Below are 19705 nucleotides of genomic sequence, written 5' to 3'. Positions count from 1 at the left end.
TCGAGCGCCCCCGCGAAACGGGTCAGGACTGGTCGGCGCCGGCCTCAACGGTGGTGGTCCGCTTGGGCAGCGGCCACCGCTTGCGGACGAAGAACGCGACCGCGCCGACGGCCAGGGCCGATCCGCCGGTGACGGCGATGGCGGTCCACACGCCGCCGCCGGAGGACGGGGCGGCGGACGCGGACGTGGGTGCGGCCGGGTTGCCGGCCTGGGCGGTGCCGGTGCCGGTGGAGGCGGACGGCGGGGCCGCGGGGGAGGCGGTCGCGACCGACTTCGGGGGTACGAGGACGCCGACCGGGGTGACCTTGCCGTCCGCCTGGAAGCCCCAGTCGAGGAGCTTCGCGGCCTCCTTGTAGACCATGTTGTGGCCGTCGGCGGGGTGCATGACGGTGACGAGCAGCGTGCGTCCGTCGCGCTGGGCGACGCCGGTGTAGGTGTTGCCCGCGTTGCTGGTGTAGCCGTTCTTGACGCCGGCGATGCCCTGGTAGGACGGCAGGTCGTAGTCGCCGGTGAGCAGGCGGTCCGTGTTCTGGATCTCGAAGGTCTCGCGCTTCTTCGTCGCCTTCTTGCCGCCCTTGGCCTTGATCGTCCGCCACTCGCCGGGGAACGAGGACCGCACGGTCGAGCAGTAGGCGCGGAAGTCCTCGTTCTGCAGGCCGGAGCGCGCGAAGAGGGTGAGGTCGTAGGCGGAGGAGACCTGGCCCGGCATGTCGTACCCGTCGGGGGATATGACCTCGGTGTCGCCGGCCTGGAGGTCCTTGGCCTTGGCCTGCATCTCCAGCACGGTCGCGTCGACACCGCCGTTCATGGCGGACAGCACGTGGACCGCGTCGTTGCCGGAGCGGAGGAAGACGCCCAGCCACAGGTCCTTGACGGTGTAGGTCAGGTTCTCCTTGAGACCGACCAGGCTGCTGCCCGCGCCGACGCCGTCGAAGTCGGAGACCGCGACCTTGTGCGTCTGCGTCTTGTCGAACTTCGGCAGCAGGGTGTCCGCGAAGAGCATCTTGAGCGTGCTCGCGGGCGGCAGCTTCCAGTGCGCGTTGTGGGCGGCGAGCACCTGGCCGGACTCCGCGTCCGCGACGATCCAGGAGCGCGCGGTGAGCTTGTCGGGCAGCGCCGGGGCGCCGCCGAGCGGGCTGACCTGTGTGCCCGGCGCTCCCAGCTGGTCGCCGCCCACGGTCGACATTCCCGCGGGCGGGGTCGGGGTGGGGGTCGACGACGGGCCCTTCGCGTACGCGAGAGGGGCGGTCGTCAGGGCCGCGGCGCAGGACAGTGCGAAGGCGGAGACGGCCAGGGCAGGGCGGCGCACGGAACGGCGGGAGGAGTTGGGCACGGGGAGAAGCTACAGGGCGAGGGTGACGCTCCGGCAGCGGCGGGGGTGGATCCTGGCCGTGACCGTTCCCACGCCCGTGGAGCGCAACCATCCGCCCCGCCCGGCCGTCTTGTGCTGTGTCGCGGTGTGCCGCCCGGCGTGAGCGGCGGGGACGGCAAGCTATGCCCAAAAGGGGCATAGCGGGGCGAACTTCGATGTTCCGGATGCGTGTGACCGGTGCCTCCCGGGCCCGCGTGCCGGGGCCCGGGAGGAGGCCCGCATACTGGTCGTATGAAGCTCAGCCGCCCCGTGTCCTGGTTCCTGACCGCTTTCGGGGTGTGGAGCTGGATCGTCTGGACCACGTTCGTCAAGAACCTGTGGAAGGACGCGAGCGGGCTCGCCTTCGAGGGCGGCGACCACGGTGCGCCGACCACGTACTTCTGGGTCCATCTCACCCTCGCGATCACCTCGCTGGTGCTCGGCACCGCGATCGGCGTGCTCGGGGTCCGGGGACTGCGGGCGCTGCGCGCCGCGCGCTGACCCGGTCGCCGCCCGGCACCGGGCGGCGGCGCTAGGCCGGGCGCCGTGCGGAGGAGCCCGCCCCGGCCTTCGCCTCGGAGAACGGCACGGTCAGGCGGGTGACCGGACCGGACACGGCCATCGTGGCGGCCTGGCCCGCGGTCACCACGAGCAGGGCGGCCAGGGCGGCCGACTCCGCGAGCACCGTCCAGTGGGCCTGGAGCATCGACAGGTGCGCCAGGAGCAGCAGCACCATCCCGCGCCCCACGATGGCGATCGCCGAGATCAGCGCCTCCTCCCGCCGGTGGCCGGGCCCGGTCGCCAGGGCGCGCAGCAGCCACAGGGCTCCGGCCAGGCACAGGCCGGTGGTGACGGCGTACGCGAGCCCGGGGCGGGCGGCCGCGATCAGCACCGCCGTGCCGGCCACCCAGCAGCAGGCGCTGAAAAGGCAGGTCGCGCGGCGTCCGTGGCGCACCAGGAAGGTCCGCTTCCCGAACAGCGCGTCACCGCGCACATCGCGGAAGTCCTTGAGCAGGATCCGGCCGATGAACCCGATGTACAGGCCCGCCAGCAGCATCAGGTCGCCCGGCCGCACCGAGGGGCGCGCGGCCAGCACGCCGACCAGGTAGGGAACGGCGACGTAGCAGGCGGGCAGCACGAGCGCCGCGACCGCACCCCGGTCGGCCAGGCGCACCGGGCGCAGCGAGTACCCGGCGCTGACCGCGAGACCGGCCGCGATGACCGCGCCGGCCCAGGGATCGAGGGCGAGGCTCGCCCCCAGAGCCACGGCACCCGACGTGACCGCCACGACGACCATGTCCCGGCTCGCGGCGCTGCCCGTCACCAGCGGACGTCCGGCCGCGCCGGGGAGGTTGACCCGGTCGACGGCCACGTCGGCCAGGTCGTTGCAGGCCACCGAGAACAGCAGGAAACCGAGGATCGCGACCAGTGATCCGGCCAGCAGAGCGGGGTCCTGGCCGTGGCCGGTCCGGCCCAGGCCGACGGCGGTGTAGAGCGCCAGGAGCAGGGCCACGGGGGGCCTGCTCAGCAGGACCAGCAGACGCAGACGGGCCGTCATTTGTTGCTCCCCCAGTTGGACAGTGCGACGGAGGCGAGGACGAACAGGCCGAGTACCGCGAGCCCCGCGACGGTCAGGACGACCGCGAGCACGACGCCCGCGGTTACCCAGGGGGACCTTCGGGGCCGGCGGCGGGGCGGGTCGTGCGACGTGTCGGACGACGGCGTATCAGGCATGGGTCGGCCCCTCGTTGAGTTCTGCTCCCGACGCCACGATTATCGGGAGCGCGCGAACCCGGGCCATGAGTACGGATACTCAGGTTCCCGCATCGGGGCGACATGTGCGGCGGGTGCCACGATCGTGGGCGCCGCCCAGACCGGCGTTCGAGTTTGGCCGGAAAGCGCCCACCGGGAGCGGCAATTCCGTCGGTCGGTGCTTCGGCGGCCCCGAATCCGGAAATGCATGCCGCAACGGCAAGGGGGAGGTTCGCTCATGGGGAGGGTGACCTGATGAGGCGGAGCACGTTCCGGCTGCCCAGACATCCCACGTCGGTGGGCCTGGCCCGGCACCGGGTGCGCGACCACTTGGAGGGCTGGGAGCGGGAGAACGAGACGGTGGAGTCCGTGGTGCTCGTCGTCTCCGAGCTGGCCACCAACGCCGTGCGCCACAGCCCGCTGCTGGAGCGGGAGTTCGAGGTGGCGGTGACGATCGAGGCGGACGGCTCGTGCACGGTGGAGGTGTCCGACGGCGCCGCGCACGCGCGGCCGGTGCCCCGCGAGGCCGCGGACGGCGACGAGTCGGGACGGGGCCTGCGCCTGGTCGAGGCGCTGTCGCGGAACTGGGGCGTACGCGAACGCGGCCGGGACGGCAAGACGGTGTGGGCCGTCCTGGCCTCCGCGTAGCACCCGGCCCAACCGGCGGGCCGCACCGCGGCTAGCGCTCGAAGAGGAACTCCTTGAGCAGTTCGCGGACCTCGCGCACGATCGGCCGCAACAGGCGGTAACGGGACAGCTTGAGGATGCGCGCACCGAGCGGTGCGGTGCGGGCCACCAGGCGGCGGGTGCGCTCGCAGTCGGGGGAGTGGTCGAAGACCCAGTAGACGACGATGCCCATCTGGTACATCCACATCAGCTCGGGCAGCACCTCGGCGAGTTCCGCGTCGAGCTTGATGTCCGAGCCGGAGAGCACCCGTTCGTGGATGGAGATCGCCGCGTCGCGGGCCGGGTGCGACTCGGGCGAGAACGGGCTGAGCGGACTGGCCGGGTCGGCGGCGTTCTTGAAGAACTGCGCAGCGAACTGGTGGTAGGGGCGGGCGACATCGAGCCAGGCGTCCATGACCGTGAGCAGCCGCCCGGCCAAATCCGTGTCGCCGCCCCCGGCCAGCACGTCCTTGACCGCGGCCTCGTGGTCGGCGGCGAGCCGGTCGTAGAAGCCCTGGACGAGGTGTTCCTTGCCGGCGAAGTAGTAGTAGGCGTTGCCCACCGAGACCCCGGCCTCGTTGGCGATGGCGCGCATCGTCGTCTTGTCGTAGCCGCGTTCCTCGAAGAGCCGCAGGGCGGTTTCGAGGATCAGGGCCCGGGTCTGCTCGCTCTTGGCGGTGCGCGGGGTCCCGGTGGTCCTGCCGGGGGGTGCTTCGTCCACGGTCGAGAGCCTAACCGGGCGGTGCGCAGCCGCCCGCACAGGCGCCGGGTGCGGCAGGGGCGGGGGAGTCCGGGCCGGCGGCGGTGCCGGTGTACGTCCAGCCGCCGTGGGTGTCGTACGTCCAGCCGTCGGCGGTCCCGTAGACCCGGCCGCCCCAGCCGGGCCCGGCCGCGGCCGCCCCGCGGTTCCACTGGGACTCGCGGTAGCGGGCGGCCATGAGCACCGCGGCCCGGGCGAGGGGCGCCCCGGAGCGGGTGCTGAGCCGGTGGGCGGTGGGCCGGTACTCCGACAGCGCCCACAGGCAGACGAGCCAGGCGGCGTCACCGCGGTAGACCTGGCCGGAGTCGCCGATGACGGTGATCTCGCGCAGCGTCGAGGCGTGGTCCAGCCGCGGGAAGCGGCGCCGTGCCTCGTCGGAGGCGGCCGGGACGGTCTCCAGCGGCACCAGTTGGCGCTGCCGGGAGAGCCAGCCGCGGACGAAGGAGCACAGCCCGCAGTCGGGGTCGTACAGCACGGTCAGCCGGCGGACCGGCACCGGGGCCGCCGTGGCGGCCCCGGTCGCCGGGGTGCGGTCCATCACCGTCACACCCCGGGGACGGCCGGGGGCGTCCAGCCCTGCGGCGCGACCGGCGGGACCTGCTCGCGGTCCATCACCCCGCGGCGGCGGATCCTGTTGAGGACCCAGACGTTGCCCAGGTGCAGCACGCCCAGCACCAGCAGGACGACGCCGAGCTTGACCGAGAGCGCCTCGAAGAGGCCGCGGGCGTCGTCGACCGCGTCGGCGTTCTTCAGGTAGAGGGCGACGAAGCCCAGGTTGACGAGGTAGAAGCCGACCACCAGGAGGTGGTTGACGGCGTCGGCGAGCTTCTCGTTGCCGTGGAGGACGTCTTCGAGGAAGACCTTGCCCGCCCTGCTGAGCGTCCGGGCCACCCACACCGTCAGCGCGACGCTGACGAGCAGGTAGATGACATACGCGACGACCGTGAGGTCCATGGGTCCCACCCTTGTTTGAACGTGTTCAAAACCCGTTGCGGGACTGACTGTAGACCTGTTTTTGAACACGTTCAAGTCGCTTGTGGGCCGGGCTTCCCGGCGGTTCCGGGGGTCGCGGGGGAAGCGGAGGGAGCAGGTCCGGAAACGCCGACCTCGCGTACGCCCGGCACCGCCGCCGTCGCCGCGCAGGCGACCGCCACCAGCGCCGCGCACACCCACAGCGGCACCGCGCTCCCCCACGCGGCCGCGGCCGGCGGCGCGAGCGCGTAACCGGCCGGCATCGCGGCGAGCGACAGCAGCCAGTCGTACGAGGTGACCCGGGCCAGCGCCTGCGGCGGCACCTGCTGCTGGACGACGGTCTCCCAGACCGGGGTGAGGAAGCCGAGCGCCGCCAGCGCGATCCCGTAGGCCGCGATCAGCAGCGGCGCCGGGGCGGCCATGGCCAGCAGGGCCAGCGGCAGTGCGTACGTCGCCAGCCCCAGGTTGGCGACCATCACGGGCCGGCGGGGCCGCAGCCGGGCGGCCGGCAACGAGCCGAGCACCAGACCGATCGCGCCCGCCTCCAGCACCCAGAACCAGACGCCCTCGCCGCCGAGCCTGCTGATCACGACGGCCGGGCCGAGGGTGGTGAGCACGGCGGCGGCACCGTTCCACGTGGCGTGCGCCACCAGGCTCGTCCAGTACCAGTCGCGGGACCGCACCTCGCCCCAGCCCTCCTTGAGGTCCGTGAGCACCGAGGCCCGCGGCAGCGGGACGCGCTCGACCCGGACCGCGGTCAGCAGGGCCGCGCTCACCGCGAAGGAGGCCGCGTCCAGCATGAAGGCCAGTCCCGGCCCCGCGGCCCAGATCAGTGCTGCGGCCAGTCCGGGCCCGCACAGCCGGGTGGCGCTGTTGGCCACGCCCATCAGCGCGTTGGCCTTCCGGCGGGCCTCGCCCTCGCCGGACCCGGGCACAATGCCGGCCACCAGCGGCGCCTGCGTCGGCATGGCGAAGGCCGAGGCGGCGCCGCCGACCGCCTCCGCGACGGCGATGTGCGCCAGGACCGGGCCGTCGCCGAAGGCGCCGAGCAGTTCCGCCCCGACCAGGAACTGGGCCGCGCAGCGCACGAGATCGGTGGTGAGCGCCACCCGGCGGGCGTCGAACCGGTCGGCGACCACGCCGCCCAGGGGCAGGAGCAGCAGTCGGGGCACCATCGCGCAGCCCAGGACGAGCGCGAGGGCGGAGACGTCGCCGGTCACCCGGGTCACGGCGATGACCAGCGCGGCGGGCACGACCCCGTCCCCGAGGAGGGACAGGACGCGTCCGGTGAACAACAGGCGGAAGGCGCGGAGCCGGAGCGGGTGCGTGGGTGTCATGGGGCCGCAATGTATTTCGGCGCCGAAAGATTCGCCACCGAAATTTATGGTGCCGTAGGATTTCGGCCATGACAGCCGAGCCACCACCCATGACCGGGACGGAACGGGACTGGACCGACGGCCACGTCGAGCGCTGGCTGCCCGTCCTGCCGGACCTCGACCCCGACATCGAGGGCGCCGTCACCCGCATGAAGCTGGTCACCCGGCACCTGCGCAGGGTCCGCGAGCAGTCGCTCGCCGACTTCGACCTCCAGGGGCACGAGTTCCACACCCTGCACGCCCTCGCCGGCCGCGGCGGCCGCGCCGCACCCTCCGAACTCGCCGCCGACCTCGACCTCGCCCCCGCCTCCGTCACCGGGCGGGTCGACGGCCTCGAACGGCGCGGCTACGTCCGCCGCACCCACTCCACCACCGACCGCCGCCGCATCGACGTCGAGCTCACCGACGAGGGCCACGCCGCCTGGCTCGGCGCGATGGACGTCCTGGGACACGCGGAGTACCGGCTGCTCGGGGTCCTCGACGCGGGGGAGCGCAGGCTGCTGTCCGACCTGCTGCGCCGCGTCATGGCCGTGGCCGAGGCGGACGGGGACGCGGGGGACGGCGGGACGGGCGGCGGCGAGGCGGGCCGTACCGGGGCGAAGTGAGCGGGAGCGGCCGCCCCGTACATGTCGTACACGCCATCGCCATATCCTGACCCGGGAGTCTGTGCGGAATATGTCGCCGCCGACCCCTGACACTCGGCCGAACCGCCGAGTAGCTTTGCCTTCCACGCCACCTTCGCCGGCATATCGCTCGGGGGCAGCATGTACAACGAGGACCGCTACCGGACCCTGACCCGTCCGGTCATCGCGGCTTTCCCCGTCACCACCCGCAGGTACCTCGCCACGCCCTCGGGCGCGCTGCGCCGGCCCGGCAGGGTCTGGCTCCTGGGCACCGCGACCCTCGGTGTGTACTGGCTGATCTGGTACTACCGCGCCAATCGCGAACTGCGCGACTTCGACCCCGGCATCAAGGTCCGTCCGGCCCTCGCCGTCCTCGCGGTCTCCCTCGGCGCCCTGCTGCTGGTGCCCGCGGCGGTCTCCCTCTACAACACCGGCTGCCGCATCGCCCGCGCCCAGCGGCGCGCCGGTCTCGCCGGCTCGGTCTCCGGCTTCAAGGGCGTCCTGCTCGCGCCGGCGCTCGCGCTGACGCCGTTCTACTACCAGGAACAGCTCAACCGGGTGTGGGTCGCCCGCAACTAGCGCGCGGGCCCGCGCCGCGCCGGGCGCCCCTCAGGAGGAGCGCCGTCGCCGTCCGCCGGCCCGTTCCGTGCCGCGTGCGGCAGTGCGTGCGCCGGTCCGCGGGTCGGCCTGGGTGTCGCCGCCGCCGCCCGCGCGCCGCCGGCCGCCGCCCGCCGCGATCCTCGGCCGCGGCCGTCGGCGGATCGCCAGGACGAAGGCCGCGACCAGCGCCACCAGCCCAGCTCCCGCCCCCGGCCCGAGCCACCCGGAGCCCTTCGCCGCCGTGCTCGCGCTCACCTCGCCGTCGCCGCCGTGCGGCCGGGGGGACGACTTCAGCTCGCTGAGCGGCGGTACCAGCGCCCCGACGGGCGTCACGCGGCCCGTCGCGCCGAAGCCCCAGTCCAGCAGCGCGGCGGCCTCCTTGTAGACCTCGTCGTACCCCGACTCCGGGTGCATCACGGTCACGAGCAGCGTCCTGCCGTCGCGCTTCGCCGCACCGGTGAAGGTGTTGCCCGCGTTCGTCGTGTAGCCGTTCTTCACGCCGATCACGCCGGTGTAGCGCCCCAGCAGCCGGTTGGTGTTCTGGATCTCGAACGTGCTCCCGCGCTCCCCGGGGAAGTGCGCCACCTGCGTGCGGCAGTAGTCCCGGAAGTCCGGATCGCGCAGCCCGGCCCGCGCGAACAGCGTCAGGTCGTACGCCGACGACAACTGCCCCGGCGTGTCGTAGCCGTCCGGGCTCACCACGTGCGTGTCGTTCGCCTGCAACTCCAGCGCGCGCGCCCGCATCTCCCGCACGGTCTTGTCCACGCCGCCGTTCATCGAGCACAGCACGTGCACCGCGTCGTTCCCCGACCGCAGGAACACCCCGAGCCACAACTGCTCGACGGTGTACGTGATCCCCGCCTCGATCCCGACCAGGCTGCTGCCCTCTCCTATGTCCGCGAGATCCTCCGCCGTCACCTTGTGCCGCATGGCCCGGTCGAACTTCGGCAGCACCGTGTCCGCGAACAGCATCTTCAGCGTGCTCGCCGGCGGCATCCTGCGATGTGCGTTGTACGCGGCCAGGACCTCGCCGGAACCGGCGTCCGCCACGACCCACGACAACGAGTTCGTCTCCGGCAGATCCGGCGCCCCGCCGTCCACCTGGACCCCGGAGAGGGCCAGGCGGGCGCCGCCGACCGCGGATCTGGCGGCAGCCGAGGCGGGACGTGACGCCGCAAGGACGGAGGGGAGGGCGGCCGCTGCCAAGCCGAGCGCGCCGCGACGTGAGATGGGGGGGAAGTCGCGCACCCGCAGACCGTACAAGCGATGCCGCCCCGACGGGGAACAGGGGGCGGGTCCCGGCTGAAAGTGGCACTCGTTCGGACGGTGGCGGACCGGGGGACCGATGTCAGTCCCCCTCTCTACGCTCGCGGACATGGGGACTGGAACGGTCGTGGGGGAAACGGAACGGGCCGTTCCCGCGTACGGGCTGAGCGGCCCGGGGCGGGGCGTGTGGCGGCTGGGCGGAGCGAGCGCCGAGCTCGTGGTGCGCGGCGGGAAGGTCGCGGTGGCCTGGCGGGATGCCGCGGGCAGGGCCGCGCGGGGGATCCCGTCGTGCGTACGGCGGGAGCAGGCGGGGGAGCTGGGACGGCTGCGGGCGGCCGTACGCGACATCGAGCAGGCGCTGGCGGCCCAGGCCGCGCAGCTGGAGCGCGCGTTCCTGCGGCGCCGCCCCTGGGACCACGACGACTGGCGGGAGCGGTACCTCGACCATCCGCTCGTGGGAACCCTCGCCCGGCGCCTGCTGTGGACCGTGGACGGGATCGCGTGCGCCCACACGGACGGCGCCCTGCGCACGCTGACGGGGGCACCGGTCGGCGGGGGCGGCGCGGTGGAACTGTGGCATCCCCTCGGGCGGGACGACGCGGAGGTCGCCGCCTGGCGGGACCGGCTGGAGCGGCACGGCATCACGCAGCCCTTCCCGCAGGTCTACCGGGAGGTCCGCGGCGACCGCCCCCTCACCGGGCACCCGGTGCGCGAGGACCCCCTCCACGTCCGGGCCGCCGCCCTCGGCTGGCGGCCCGCTCACGGCGGCGCCCGCACCGCGCTCACGCGCGACCTGCCGCAGTGGGGCGTGCGCGCCGAACTGCCGACCGGCGTCGTCCGGTACGCGGGCGGCCGGGCCGTCACCCTCGGCGAGCCGCGGTTCCACCCGCTCGGGTCCGCGACCGTGCCGCCGCTGGTCGCCGGCGAAGTCCTGCGCGACATCGGCCTGTTCGTGGAAGCGGCCGGCATCGGCAACGCCGCCGCCCCGCCCGGCGGCCCCGACCGGGCCCTGTGGGCATTCTGCGCCTTCGGGGAGCTCGGCCCCGACGCCACGGCCCGCCGCGACGTACTGGCCCGCCTGCTGCCGCGTCTCGCCCTGGGCGGGCGCTGCCGCACGGAGGACCGCTTCCTGCACGTCCGCGGCGTCCGCCACACCTACCGGATCCACCTCGGTTCCGCCCAGGTACTGCTGCCCGGCGACCGCCACCTGCCCGTCGCCCCGGCCACCGCTCAGGGCACGCAACCGAGTTGGCTGCCCCACGAGGGCGACCGCATGCTGTCGGCCGTCCTCGGCAAGGCCGCGCTGCTCGCCCGCGACGACCGGATCACCGACCCCACGATCGTGAGGCAGCTGTGAGCACCGCGCGGACGTACCACCCCTCGCCCTGGGAGGACCAGGGCCGGATCGACTTCATCTCCCGCCTCGCCGCGGAGGGAGAGCCGGATGTGCTCGCGCGCCATCTGCTCCACCGGAGCGACGGCGAGGGCTACCGTACGGCGGCCGTCCTGCGGGCCATGCCCGAGGAGCGGCGCCGGGCCCTGGCCGGGGTCGTTGTGGAGCACATCGGTGCGCACGGCCACGGCGGAGACGCACGCAGGCCGGGCATGGTGCTGCTCGCCGTGATCTCGCGGGGCTTCCCGCGAACGGCGTGGTGCGAGGAGTGGAACACCCTCCTGGAGGGCTGGGCGCGGCGTTGGTACTTCTCCGGCACCAGCGATGAACTGCCCGCCCTCGCCGAGGCACTGCTCGACGCGGGGCGGCCGCTGTCCGGCGAGGTGGTCGGGCTGCTCCGCAGATCCGCGTACGACGGCTGCCTGGACTGGGCCGCCGTCCTCCTGGACCGGCTGCCCGAACCGCTCCTCAACCCGGGCGAACTCTGGTCCGACCGCGTGCTGGCCGAACTGCCGCACCTCGGCGGGCCCTGGCGGCGGTTGATCCCGTGGCTGCGCGACGCCAAGGCGGCGCCCAGCGCGCGCTGGGACCGGGCCGCCGCGGCGATCCTGGACGGCCTCGACCCCGAGACCGTACGCAGGACCGTCACCCCCTGGCTCGCCCTGGCGACCCAGGGCGGCAGCGCCGGGAACAGCGGCCACGACTCCTGGAACGTCACCGGCGTCCGCGGGCTGGCCTGGCTGCTGTCGTCCGCGGCGCTGCCCCCGCACCCGGAGACGGTCCGCACCCTGGGCGCCCTGGTCGAACGGTCACCGGTCAAGAACGTCGTCGCCGGCGCCGGCGTGCGCGCCCTGGCCCGGCTCGCGGACGGCGCCGGGCAGGCCGAACTGCGCAGGCTCGCCGGGTGTGTCGATCACGTAGTGACCAGAAGGCAGATTCGTGCGGCGCGCGCCACGTGAGTACGCCCATACTGTCGCTGGCGTGAGTCCTGAGCAGAGGGGGGTCGGTGCGGCGACTGTTCTCCGTGAGCTTTGTGCCCTGCGGGCTCTTCAGCGCGACTGTGTGGGTTCTCGTGCGGGCCGGAAGCTTCTTGGGACCGAGTCATTGGCACGATGCCGTTCCCCGCGATGCCGCCGCCCTGACCGAAGTGGCCGCCGGGATGATCGCTACCGCGATCGTGCTGGGCCTACTTCTCCACCCGTACCAGGTTCGGGCGGTGCGTGTCCTGGAGGGCTATTGGGACCGCTGGCCGGTGACTGCCGGCCTCGCGAGGATTCTTGTGGAGATCCAGCGTCGGAGGTGGGAGTCACGCAGGCGGGTGAGTGTTCGCCGGGTACCGAACCCAAATTCCGACGGATCAGAGCCTCTTGCGACCCAAGTCCTCGCTGAGAAGAGATATCTCCGTTCGGAGCGATCCAGGCTCAGTGCCATGCGACGCCTCAACGGGGTGCGGTCTGACGTATTGCTTCCCTCAGCACTTGGAAATGCCCTCCGTGGGGGAGAGCTGACGGCAGGTGAGCGTTACGGGCTCACCACACTCACGTCTTGGCCGCGGATCTACATGTCGGTTTCCGACAGGTTGATGAAATCGCTCGAAAGTACCCGCGATGCCCTGGACACGGCTGTCAACCTCTGTCACAGCATGCTGGCGATCGCCTTGTGCTGCTGCGGCGCGTTCTACGATGAGCGCACACTATGGTGGCTACCGGTGTTGGCGCTGGTCCTCGCGGCCGTCGCCTACAAGGGCGCGGTCATCGCGGCTCAGGCTTACTCGGGGCTCATGCACGTCGTTTACGACCTGCACCGGTTCGATCTGCTGGCCGCAATGCACCATCGCCTGCCGTCCAAGACCGAGGAGCGCCAGGTCCTCGCCGAACTGTCGGATTTCTTCATGGCCGGTTGGGGCCCAGAACCGCATCGGCTCGCGGAGCGGGTGGTGAATTGGCCCTACGACCACGATCGTTCACGTGCGAAGAACACTGATCGCACCGCAGGCCCCGAGGACATGTAGGGTCACGACCCCCGCCGGAGACCCGGTCTCGATTTCATGCCGCGGTCCCGAATCCGTAATGCGCGTCAGTACACTACCCGGCGCGTGGACTTTCACGGGCCATGTCCGGGGCACAGTGAGGCGTACCTGCCCGAAGACGACCGTTGCGTGCACCGTGACGATGCCGTCGATCCGCGACGCTGTCAGATCCACACGCAGGTCCCCTGCCAGGGCCCTCGCCGTGAGCAGAGGGTGGGCTGTTCGTTCGCCGATCTCGTCGGGGGCCACAACGTGCCCGGTGGTGAACGCGCAGACCCAGGCGTCCTGCTGTTCCCTGGAGTGTACGGATAGTGTGAGTATCGCGCCGGCCACGATGAGTGCGGCGGGCAGTACCGCGTTCAGGACGGTGTGCGCGGCGACGCCACGGGCCACCCCCAAGCCTGTCAGCGCCACGGCTGTGAGCAGACCCGGGCCTATAAGGGAACCGGTGCGGCTGACCGAACGGAACAGGTTCAGCGCGGCGATCAGCAAAAGGGCCCACGGCCACCACGTGGTCGCCCATTCGACGACGACCCGGGTTCGGTGGACCGCGTCTCCCGCGATGAAGCTCCCCACGGCGACCACTGCCAGCCCGCCCCACACACGAGAGCGGGCGTCGCGCCCATTGCCCTCGCCGTGCACCGCGACCGCCCCCTGATTCGTCGTGCCGCGGAGGCGGCGCGCGGCGCCATGTTAGCGGGGTCGTGGACGGGGGCCCTTCAGCGGGTGGGCGGCGGCGGTTCGTGTGGGTGGAACAGATCGATCAATCGCTTCATCATTGCCCATTGGTCCGTCTGGAGTGGGACGTGCGTTATCGCCACCTTGGGGAGCTTGATGAGCGGGCACGTGCCACCATGACCCAGGTACTGCTCCGGATGGTCTTCCCACCACTTGATCACGTCGCCGGTGTTCCCGTTCAGTGCTTTCAGCCAGCTGTTGAAGACCCCGGTCCCGTAGTCCCACCGGAAGGCGATTTGGCATTGCTCGCATTTGGCGATGTCCGGGAGGAGTCCGGGTAGTTCGGTTGCGTGCAGCAATGGTTCACCCCTTTGTGATGGATGTATCCGAGGCTTGTGGAGCGAGTGGCGGCGCGATGGGCTCCCTCTTGAGCCAGAGCAAATAGCCGCACTCGGCAGCGGTAGCGGCCAGCGTCAGCGCCGCGGCCGCCCAGCGGAGTTCTGCCTGCGGACTGGTGGGCGAGGGGACCAGAGTTGCGGCGACGGCGAGACCCAATGCGATGGTTCCGGCGTTGAACCATCTGACCGCTCCAGCTATCTTCAGTCGCCAGCGCTTGATATCCCAATCAAGCTGTTGGAGCAGTTTGTCTTTCATCTCTGCGAACTGATCGTCGCCGTACCAGTCGACGAGCGTCTGCCGCGTGTAGAAGTGCTTACGGGCGTTGAACGCCAATTGGATGCTTCCGATGAGCAGAACGGTGGCCGAGACCAGGAGGATCAGGGCGGTTCCGGGCCAGCCGAACTGCCCTTTGTCCGTGCTGATGACACCGATCAATGAAAGTGCCGCGGCGGCAAGAAGCGGGGCGGCGACAAAGTGCGCTGCCGCGGATGCCTGGTCGTAACCAGGCTGCGGAGGCCCCGGCCACTTCGCACCGTTCCAAGCGCCGGGCGGCTGCCAGGGCTCGATCTCTGCCGGCTCCGGTTCCGCAGCGCTGCTGTCCCCCTCTGTCATGGGTCCCCCCAGATGCCCAAGTTCCGAGGGTCCGAGCATGATGGATGCGGGCGTCCGAGGGTATACGGCACTTGAACTACGCAAAAAGGGCCCGCCTCGCGTACGCACGCGGGGCGGGCCCTTTTGAGGCCCAGGATGAACTGGGGGTCAGAAGCGGCGCGTGATGAGCGCGCGCTTCACCTCCTGGATGGCCTTGGTGACCTCGATGCCGCGCGGGCAGGCGTCCGTGCAGTTGAACGTCGTGCGGCAGCGCCAGACGCCGTCCTTGTCGTTCAGGACCTCGAGACGCTGCTCGCCCGCCTCGTCACGCGAGTCGAAGATGAAGCGGTGGGCGTTGACGATGGCCGCCGGACCGAAGTACTGACCGTCGTTCCAGAACACCGGGCAGGACGACGTGCACGCCGCGCACAGGATGCACTTGGTGGTGTCGTCGAAGCGCGCGCGGTCCTCGGGGGACTGCAGGCGCTCGCGGGTCGGCTCGTTGCCCTTGGTGATCAGGAAGGGCATCACGTCCCGGTAGGCCTGGAAGAACGGGTCCATGTCCACGATCAGGTCCTTCAGGACCGTCAGGCCCTTGATGGGCTCGACCGTGATGGGCTTGTCCGGGTTGATGTCCTTGATCAGGGTCTTGCAGGCCAGGCGGTTGCGGCCGTTGATCCGCATGGCGTCGGAGCCGCAGATGCCGTGGGCGCAGGAGCGGCGGAACGTCAGCGTGCCGTCCAGCTCCCACTTGATCTTGTGGAGGCCGTCGAGGACCCGCTCCTTGGGGTCGATCTCGAGCTGGAAGTCCTGCCACGTCGGCTCCGCGGAGACCTCCGGGTTGAACCGGCGGATCCGGAAGGTGACGGTGATGTAGGGCGAGGCCTGGGCCTCGGCCTCGACCTTGTCGAGGGTCGCGGTGCTCATCAGTACTTACGCTCCATGGGCTGGTAGCGGGTCTGCACGACCGGCTTGTAGTCGAGACGGATCGCATCGGTGCCGTTGGCACCCACTTCGCGGTACGCCATCGTGTGCCGCATGAAGTTGACGTCGTCGCGGTTCGGGTAGTCCTCGCGGTAGTGGCCGCCGCGGGACTCCTTGCGGGCCAGGGCGGAGACCGCCATGACCTCGGCGAGGTCGAGCAGGTTGCCGAGCTCGATCGCCTCCAGCAGGTCGGTGTTGAAGCGCCGGCCCTTGTCCTGGATCGAGACGTTCTTGTACCGCGCCCGCAGCTCGCCGATCTTCTCGACCGCGGTCTTGATGGTCTGCTCGGTGCGGAAGACCATGACGTTGGCGTCCATGGTCTCCTGCAGCTCCTTGCGGAGCGTGGCGACCCGCTCGTTGCCGGTGGAGGCGCGCAGCGTCTCGACCTGGGCCTCGACCAGCTCGGCCGGGTTCTCGGGGAGCTCGACGTAGTCGGCGGTCGCCGAGTAGTCCGCGGCGGCGATGCCGGCGCGGCGCCCGAAGACGTTGATGTCGAGCAGCGAGTTGGTGCCGAGGCGGTTGGCGCCGTGCACGGAGACGCAGGCGACCTCGCCGGCGGCGTACAGGCCCGGGACGACCGTGGTGTTGTCCGCGAGGACCTCGCCCTGGACGTTGGTCGGGATGCCGCCCATGGCGTAGTGCGCGGTCGGCTGGATCGGGATCGGGTCCGTGTAGGGCTCGATGCCGAGGTAGGTGCGCGCGAACTCCGTGATGTCCGGGAGCTTGGCGTCCAGCTGCTCCGGCGGCAGGTGGGTCAGGTCGAGGTAGACGTGGTCGCCCTCGGGACCGCAGCCGCGGCCCTCGCGGATCTCGGTGTAGATCGCGCGGGAGACGACGTCGCGGGAGGCGAGGTCCTTCATGACCGGCGCGTACTTCTCCATGAAGCGCTCGCCGTCCTTGTTGCGGAGGATGCCGCCCTCACCGCGGGCGCCCTCCGTCAGCAGGATGCCCATGCGCCAGATGCCTGTCGGGTGGAACTGGAAGAACTCCATGTCCTCCAGCGGCAGACCGCGGCGGTAGACGGCGGCCTGGCCGTCACCGGTGAGGGTGTGCGCGTTGGAGGTGACCTTGAAGAACTTGCCGGTGCCGCCGGAGGCGTACACGACGGACTTTGCCTGGAAGACGTGGATCTCGCCGGTGGCCAGCTCGTAGGCGACCACACCGGCGGACTTCTGGACGCCGTTCTCCTCGACGAGGAGCTGGTCGAGGACGTAGAACTCGTTGAAGAACTCCACGCCCTCCTTGACGCAGTTCTGGTACAGCGTCTGGAGGATCATGTGACCGGTGCGGTCGGCCGCGTAGCACGCGCGGCGGACCGGGGCCTCGCCGTGGTTGCGGGAGTGGCCGCCGAAGCGGCGCTGGTCGATCCGGCCCTCGGGGGTGCGGTTGAAGGGCAGGCCCATCTTCTCGAGGTCGAGGACCGCGTCGATGGCCTCCTTCGCCAGGATCTCGGCGGCGTCCTGGTCGACCAGGTAGTCACCGCCCTTGATCGTGTCGAAGGTGTGCCACTCCCAGTTGTCCTCCTCGACGTTCGCGAGGGCCGCGGCCATGCCGCCCTGGGCCGCGCCGGTGTGGGAGCGGGTGGGGTAGAGCTTCGTCAGCACGGCGGTGCGGCTGCGCTTCGTCGCCTCGATGGCGGCGCGCATCCCGGCGCCACCCGCGCCGACGATGACGGTGTCGTACTTGTGGATCTGCATGAGGGGTCGCTTCCCTGTCCAGCCCGGCTAGCGGATGTTCGGGTCGAAGGTGAAGATCACCAGCGTGCCGAGGATGATGGTGAACGCCGTCGCCGTGTACAGCAGCATCTTGAGCCAGAACCGGGTGTTGTCCCGCTCGGCGTAGTCGTTGATGACGGTGCGCAGGCCGTTGCCGCCGTGCAGCATCGCCAGCCACAGCATGATCAGGTCCCAGGTCTGCCAGAACGGGGACGCCCAGCGGCCCGCCACGAAGGCGAAGCCGACCTTGGTGACACCGCCGTCGAGGACGAGCTGGATCAGCAGGTGGCCGAGGACCAGGACCACGAGCACGATGCCGGACAGGCGCATGAACAGCCAGCCGTACAGCTCGAAGTTGGTCCGGGTGGCGCGCGGCGTGCGCTGGGATCGGGCGCGCGGCGCCTCGATGTACGGAGCCGGGTTCTCGGGGCTGTACGCGGCGCTGGAGGAGCTGAGCTCCACGTGGTCTGTTGCGGACATGAATGGACTCAGCTCCCGAACAGCACTCGAGCGGCGTGACCGAGGACGGGGTAGATGGCCCCGATCATCAGGACGACCCAGATTCCGACAACCGACCACAGCATCTGCTTCTGGTACTTCGGGCCCTTGGACCAGAAGTCGACGGCGATGACGCGCAGGCCGTTCAGAGCGTGGAAGAGGACAGCGGCGACCAGCCCGTACTCGAGAAGGCTGACGATGGGCTGCTTGTAGGTGTCGACGACCTTGTCGTAGTCCTCGGGGGAGACGCGCACCAGCGCGGTGTCGAGGACATGGACGAACAGGAAGAAGAAGATGAGGACACCGGTGACACGATGTGCCACCCATGACCACATGCCTTCCCGGCCGCGGTACAACGTTCCAGCCGGCACGGAAAAAACCCTCCGGGAGCGGTGAGGGGCCTGCCGGCTTCGTTTGGTCGGTCGGGCCCGGCCGGGTACGGTCCTCCGGCCCTGGCCATCGTAGCGACGGCCTGTCGGCTACGTCCTGCCGGGTCCGTCAGGTGTGATCGATCCCGCACGGGTGGGTGTATCCACCGGGAACCCCTTGTCCCACCGGATCGTCCCCGCGCGCGAGGCGGGCCAGCCGCGCGCGGGTCACCCGGCGCAGTTCCTCGGCGGCGACCACCCGTTCCTCGTCGGGGTCGTGGCCCAGTCGGCGGCGGAGCGAGGCGAGCAGCAGACCGAGGGTCTCGTCGGGGTCGACCCCGTCCAGGCTGACGACGAAGACATGGCCGAACCGGGCCTCGTACGCGGCCTGGGCGGCCCGCAGCGCGGTGTGCGCGGCGAGGCTGCCGCGCGTGGGGGCGATGTCCGGCGGGGCGCCCGCGGCCTCGCCCGCGAGGGCCTCGGCCAGGTCCGCGGGGGACAGGTCGTAGGCGGCCTCGTCGGCGGCGGCGAGCAGCGCGTCCACGTCCGGGTAGGGGCGGTGGGCGGCGACCCGGCGGGCCCAGCGCAGGCTGCCGCAGCAGTCGAGCAGGGCTGCCTCGGCGACCGCGGGCGGGGCGTCGTTGAAGCCGTCCAGTCCACCGCGCGGGCGGCCGGGCTGCGAGGCCGGGCGGGACGTCCGGGCCGTCCGGTCGGCGCCGCCGCGGGACTGCGGCGGGAGCAGCGGCGGTGTCGCCGGCGGGACGGACGGAGTGTCGCTGGTCAGCGGTGCTCTCCTGGAACTGCGGGGGGACTGCGGGGTGGGGGGACTACGCGGTACTGCGGATACTGCGAGTGATGCGGGCGGTGCGGGGACCGGGGGAACCGACGGTGACGCGTGGGGCGTCCGTGGGAATGGACGGCGCGTGAGCGCCACCGTATCGGCGTATGTTCGGCACTGTACGACGGATGCGCGAATTTCACCCGTACGGGAACGAAAGTGCCCGTCCGTCGAGGGTCCGCGCGGTGGGTGCGCCATCCGGACATCACGTCAGATCATGTGGCACATGCGGACGAAGCGTGCGGTGGTCCGGGCCGGCACGGCCGCGCTTGCCGTCGCGTCGCCCGCCGGTCCTGTGCTCGCCGCGGCCCCCGGCCTGTCGCCGTGGAGGGCTGGCGGACCGCGTACGGGCGGTGAGTCCGGCCCCGGTGGGATCGGCTTGCCCCTTTCACCCGAACGGAGTAGCAGTCACGTCCTTCAGTGGGGGTGACGGTGCGTGCCGGCACCGCCGGCGGGGGTTCCGCGCCACGCACAGGATTCCCGGGCTCCGTTCGGCCGGACGGGTGCCGGCCGAGGCCCCCTCGGCGACGGGTCGCCGTGCAACGGCGTCCGGCCGAGGCCCCGGCGTCATGCGGGCGGCGGCGAGTACGGGGCGCCTACCGCGCGCGGCCGGGAACGCCCCTTTGCCGGCGCTGTCACCGAGGGCACGACGACCGCGCTGCGGTGCTTGCGACGAGGGCCGGGGTGGTGCCTGAAGCCGCGCGCGGCCCGCGGGCGCGTGCCGTTGCGGATCCGGGGCGGAAAGGGCGGGACCCGGGCGGCCCGGAGGGGGCTGGCGGGAATTCGCGGCTCCGGCGGCACGGGTGAGGGGGGCCGGGCGGTCGCCGCCCAGGTGAAGCGGCCGAA

The 19705-nt window shown here is 71.6% G+C and carries 23 protein-coding genes; 7 read left to right on the top strand and 16 right to left on the bottom strand.

All coding sequences use genetic code 11. The features are described 5' to 3' along the window. Positions 1 to 22: 22 nt before the first annotated feature. Positions 23 to 1333 (bottom strand): D-alanyl-D-alanine carboxypeptidase, encoded by a 1311-nt coding sequence (locus tag ABZ883_RS05965; RefSeq protein WP_360902172.1) that lies wholly within the window; start codon positions 1331 to 1333, stop codon positions 23 to 25. A gap of 270 nt (positions 1334 to 1603) precedes the next feature. Here ABZ883_RS05965 and ABZ883_RS05960 point away from each other — a divergent pair, with 270 nt between their 5' ends. Further along, positions 1604 to 1852, top strand: a complete 249-nt coding sequence (locus ABZ883_RS05960; protein WP_360902169.1) for a hypothetical protein — start codon at positions 1604 to 1606, stop codon at positions 1850 to 1852. Between the two features lie 31 nt (positions 1853 to 1883). Here ABZ883_RS05960 and ABZ883_RS05955 read toward each other — a convergent pair whose 3' ends face one another. Next, positions 1884 to 2909, bottom strand: coding sequence for a UbiA family prenyltransferase (locus tag ABZ883_RS05955; RefSeq protein WP_360902166.1), 1026 nt, complete (start codon positions 2907 to 2909; stop codon positions 1884 to 1886). Beyond that, complete coding sequence (locus tag ABZ883_RS05950; RefSeq protein ID WP_360902164.1) at positions 2906 to 3085, bottom strand: hypothetical protein; 180 nt, start codon at positions 3083 to 3085, stop codon at positions 2906 to 2908. The genes ABZ883_RS05955 and ABZ883_RS05950 overlap by 4 nt, the downstream gene beginning before the upstream one ends. A 270-nt stretch (positions 3086 to 3355) precedes the next feature. On the opposite strand from ABZ883_RS05950, the gene ABZ883_RS05945 reads away from it, so the two are divergent. Then, positions 3356 to 3751, top strand: a complete 396-nt coding sequence (locus ABZ883_RS05945; RefSeq protein WP_360902940.1) for an ATP-binding protein — start codon at positions 3356 to 3358, stop codon at positions 3749 to 3751. A 31-nt stretch (positions 3752 to 3782) separates the two neighbouring features. On the opposite strand, the gene ABZ883_RS05940 is transcribed toward ABZ883_RS05945, so the two are convergent. The 4 genes from ABZ883_RS05940 to ABZ883_RS05925 all read right to left on the bottom strand — a co-directional run bounded on the left by ABZ883_RS05940 (position 3783) and on the right by ABZ883_RS05925 (position 6838). Further along, positions 3783 to 4490, bottom strand: coding sequence for a TetR family transcriptional regulator (locus ABZ883_RS05940; protein WP_360902161.1), 708 nt, complete (start codon positions 4488 to 4490; stop codon positions 3783 to 3785). Between the two features lie 10 nt (positions 4491 to 4500). Beyond that, positions 4501 to 5067 (bottom strand): DCC1-like thiol-disulfide oxidoreductase family protein, encoded by a 567-nt coding sequence (locus ABZ883_RS05935; RefSeq protein WP_360902158.1) that lies wholly within the window; start codon positions 5065 to 5067, stop codon positions 4501 to 4503. Positions 5068 to 5072: 5 nt separating this feature from the next. Continuing rightward, on the bottom strand, positions 5073 to 5483 hold the full coding sequence (locus ABZ883_RS05930) for a hypothetical protein (RefSeq protein ID WP_360902155.1): 411 nt from the start codon (positions 5481 to 5483) through the stop codon (positions 5073 to 5075). A 71-nt stretch (positions 5484 to 5554) separates the two neighbouring features. Then, positions 5555 to 6838: an MFS transporter gene (locus tag ABZ883_RS05925; RefSeq protein ID WP_360902152.1), complete on the bottom strand. Its 1284-nt coding sequence runs from the start codon at positions 6836 to 6838 to the stop codon at positions 5555 to 5557. A gap of 68 nt (positions 6839 to 6906) precedes the next feature. On the opposite strand from ABZ883_RS05925, the gene ABZ883_RS05920 reads away from it, so the two are divergent. After that, positions 6907 to 7482: a MarR family transcriptional regulator gene (locus tag ABZ883_RS05920; RefSeq protein WP_360902149.1), complete on the top strand. Its 576-nt coding sequence runs from the start codon at positions 6907 to 6909 to the stop codon at positions 7480 to 7482. Between the two features lie 159 nt (positions 7483 to 7641). Further along, positions 7642 to 8079, top strand: coding sequence for a DUF4234 domain-containing protein (locus ABZ883_RS05915; RefSeq protein ID WP_360902146.1), 438 nt, complete (start codon positions 7642 to 7644; stop codon positions 8077 to 8079). 30 nt (positions 8080 to 8109) lie between these two features. Here ABZ883_RS05915 and ABZ883_RS05910 read toward each other — a convergent pair whose 3' ends face one another. After that, positions 8110 to 9348, bottom strand: coding sequence for a serine hydrolase (locus tag ABZ883_RS05910; RefSeq protein ID WP_360902143.1), 1239 nt, complete (start codon positions 9346 to 9348; stop codon positions 8110 to 8112). 127 nt (positions 9349 to 9475) lie between these two features. On the opposite strand from ABZ883_RS05910, the gene ABZ883_RS05905 reads away from it, so the two are divergent. The 3 genes from ABZ883_RS05905 (at position 9476) to ABZ883_RS05895 (ending at position 12770) form a co-directional block, all read left to right on the top strand. Next, a complete protein-coding gene (locus ABZ883_RS05905; protein WP_360902140.1) occupies positions 9476 to 10723 on the top strand; it encodes a DUF4132 domain-containing protein in 1248 nt (415 codons plus the stop codon). Then, positions 10720 to 11718, top strand: coding sequence for a hypothetical protein (locus ABZ883_RS05900; protein ID WP_360902137.1), 999 nt, complete (start codon positions 10720 to 10722; stop codon positions 11716 to 11718). The genes ABZ883_RS05905 and ABZ883_RS05900 overlap by 4 nt, the downstream gene beginning before the upstream one ends. A 470-nt stretch (positions 11719 to 12188) precedes the next feature. Next, positions 12189 to 12770: a hypothetical protein gene (locus tag ABZ883_RS05895; RefSeq protein WP_360902134.1), complete on the top strand. Its 582-nt coding sequence runs from the start codon at positions 12189 to 12191 to the stop codon at positions 12768 to 12770. On the opposite strand, the gene ABZ883_RS05890 is transcribed toward ABZ883_RS05895, so the two are convergent. The 8 genes from ABZ883_RS05890 to ABZ883_RS05855 all read right to left on the bottom strand — a co-directional run bounded on the left by ABZ883_RS05890 (position 12723) and on the right by ABZ883_RS05855 (position 18676). After that, the gene (locus ABZ883_RS05890) at positions 12723 to 13430 is read right to left on the bottom strand and encodes a hypothetical protein (RefSeq protein ID WP_360902131.1); all 708 of its coding nucleotides are present in this window, start codon (positions 13428 to 13430) and stop codon (positions 12723 to 12725) included. The two genes, ABZ883_RS05895 and ABZ883_RS05890, sit on opposite strands and share 48 nt — an antisense overlap. 77 nt (positions 13431 to 13507) lie before the next feature. Continuing rightward, the gene (locus ABZ883_RS05885) at positions 13508 to 13825 is read right to left on the bottom strand and encodes a hypothetical protein (RefSeq protein WP_360902128.1); all 318 of its coding nucleotides are present in this window, start codon (positions 13823 to 13825) and stop codon (positions 13508 to 13510) included. A 4-nt stretch (positions 13826 to 13829) separates the two neighbouring features. Beyond that, positions 13830 to 14477: a hypothetical protein gene (locus tag ABZ883_RS05880; protein ID WP_360902125.1), complete on the bottom strand. Its 648-nt coding sequence runs from the start codon at positions 14475 to 14477 to the stop codon at positions 13830 to 13832. Between the two features lie 147 nt (positions 14478 to 14624). Further along, positions 14625 to 15383: a succinate dehydrogenase iron-sulfur subunit gene (locus ABZ883_RS05875; protein WP_360902123.1), complete on the bottom strand. Its 759-nt coding sequence runs from the start codon at positions 15381 to 15383 to the stop codon at positions 14625 to 14627. Next, positions 15383 to 17137 carry a succinate dehydrogenase flavoprotein subunit gene (gene sdhA, locus ABZ883_RS05870; protein WP_360902120.1) on the bottom strand — a complete coding sequence of 585 codons (1755 nt, stop codon included), beginning with the start codon at positions 17135 to 17137 and terminating at the stop codon, positions 15383 to 15385. Before sdhA ends, ABZ883_RS05875 begins: the two co-directional genes overlap by 1 nt. A 27-nt stretch (positions 17138 to 17164) precedes the next feature. Beyond that, entirely contained in the window at positions 17165 to 17635 is a 471-nt protein-coding gene (locus ABZ883_RS05865) for a succinate dehydrogenase hydrophobic membrane anchor subunit (RefSeq protein ID WP_360902117.1), read from the bottom strand. A gap of 8 nt (positions 17636 to 17643) precedes the next feature. Further along, positions 17644 to 18024: a succinate dehydrogenase, cytochrome b556 subunit gene (gene sdhC / locus ABZ883_RS05860; RefSeq protein ID WP_319658631.1), complete on the bottom strand. Its 381-nt coding sequence runs from the start codon at positions 18022 to 18024 to the stop codon at positions 17644 to 17646. A 127-nt stretch (positions 18025 to 18151) separates the two neighbouring features. Continuing rightward, a complete protein-coding gene (locus ABZ883_RS05855; RefSeq protein WP_360902937.1) occupies positions 18152 to 18676 on the bottom strand; it encodes a 2-oxo-4-hydroxy-4-carboxy-5-ureidoimidazoline decarboxylase in 525 nt (174 codons plus the stop codon). Between the last annotated feature and the right edge of the window lie 1029 nt (positions 18677 to 19705).

Source organism: Streptomyces sp. NPDC046977, assembly GCF_040644455.1.
Classification (GTDB): domain Bacteria; phylum Actinomycetota; class Actinomycetes; order Streptomycetales; family Streptomycetaceae; genus Actinacidiphila.
This window is presented reverse-complemented; position numbering and strand designations above follow the sequence as displayed.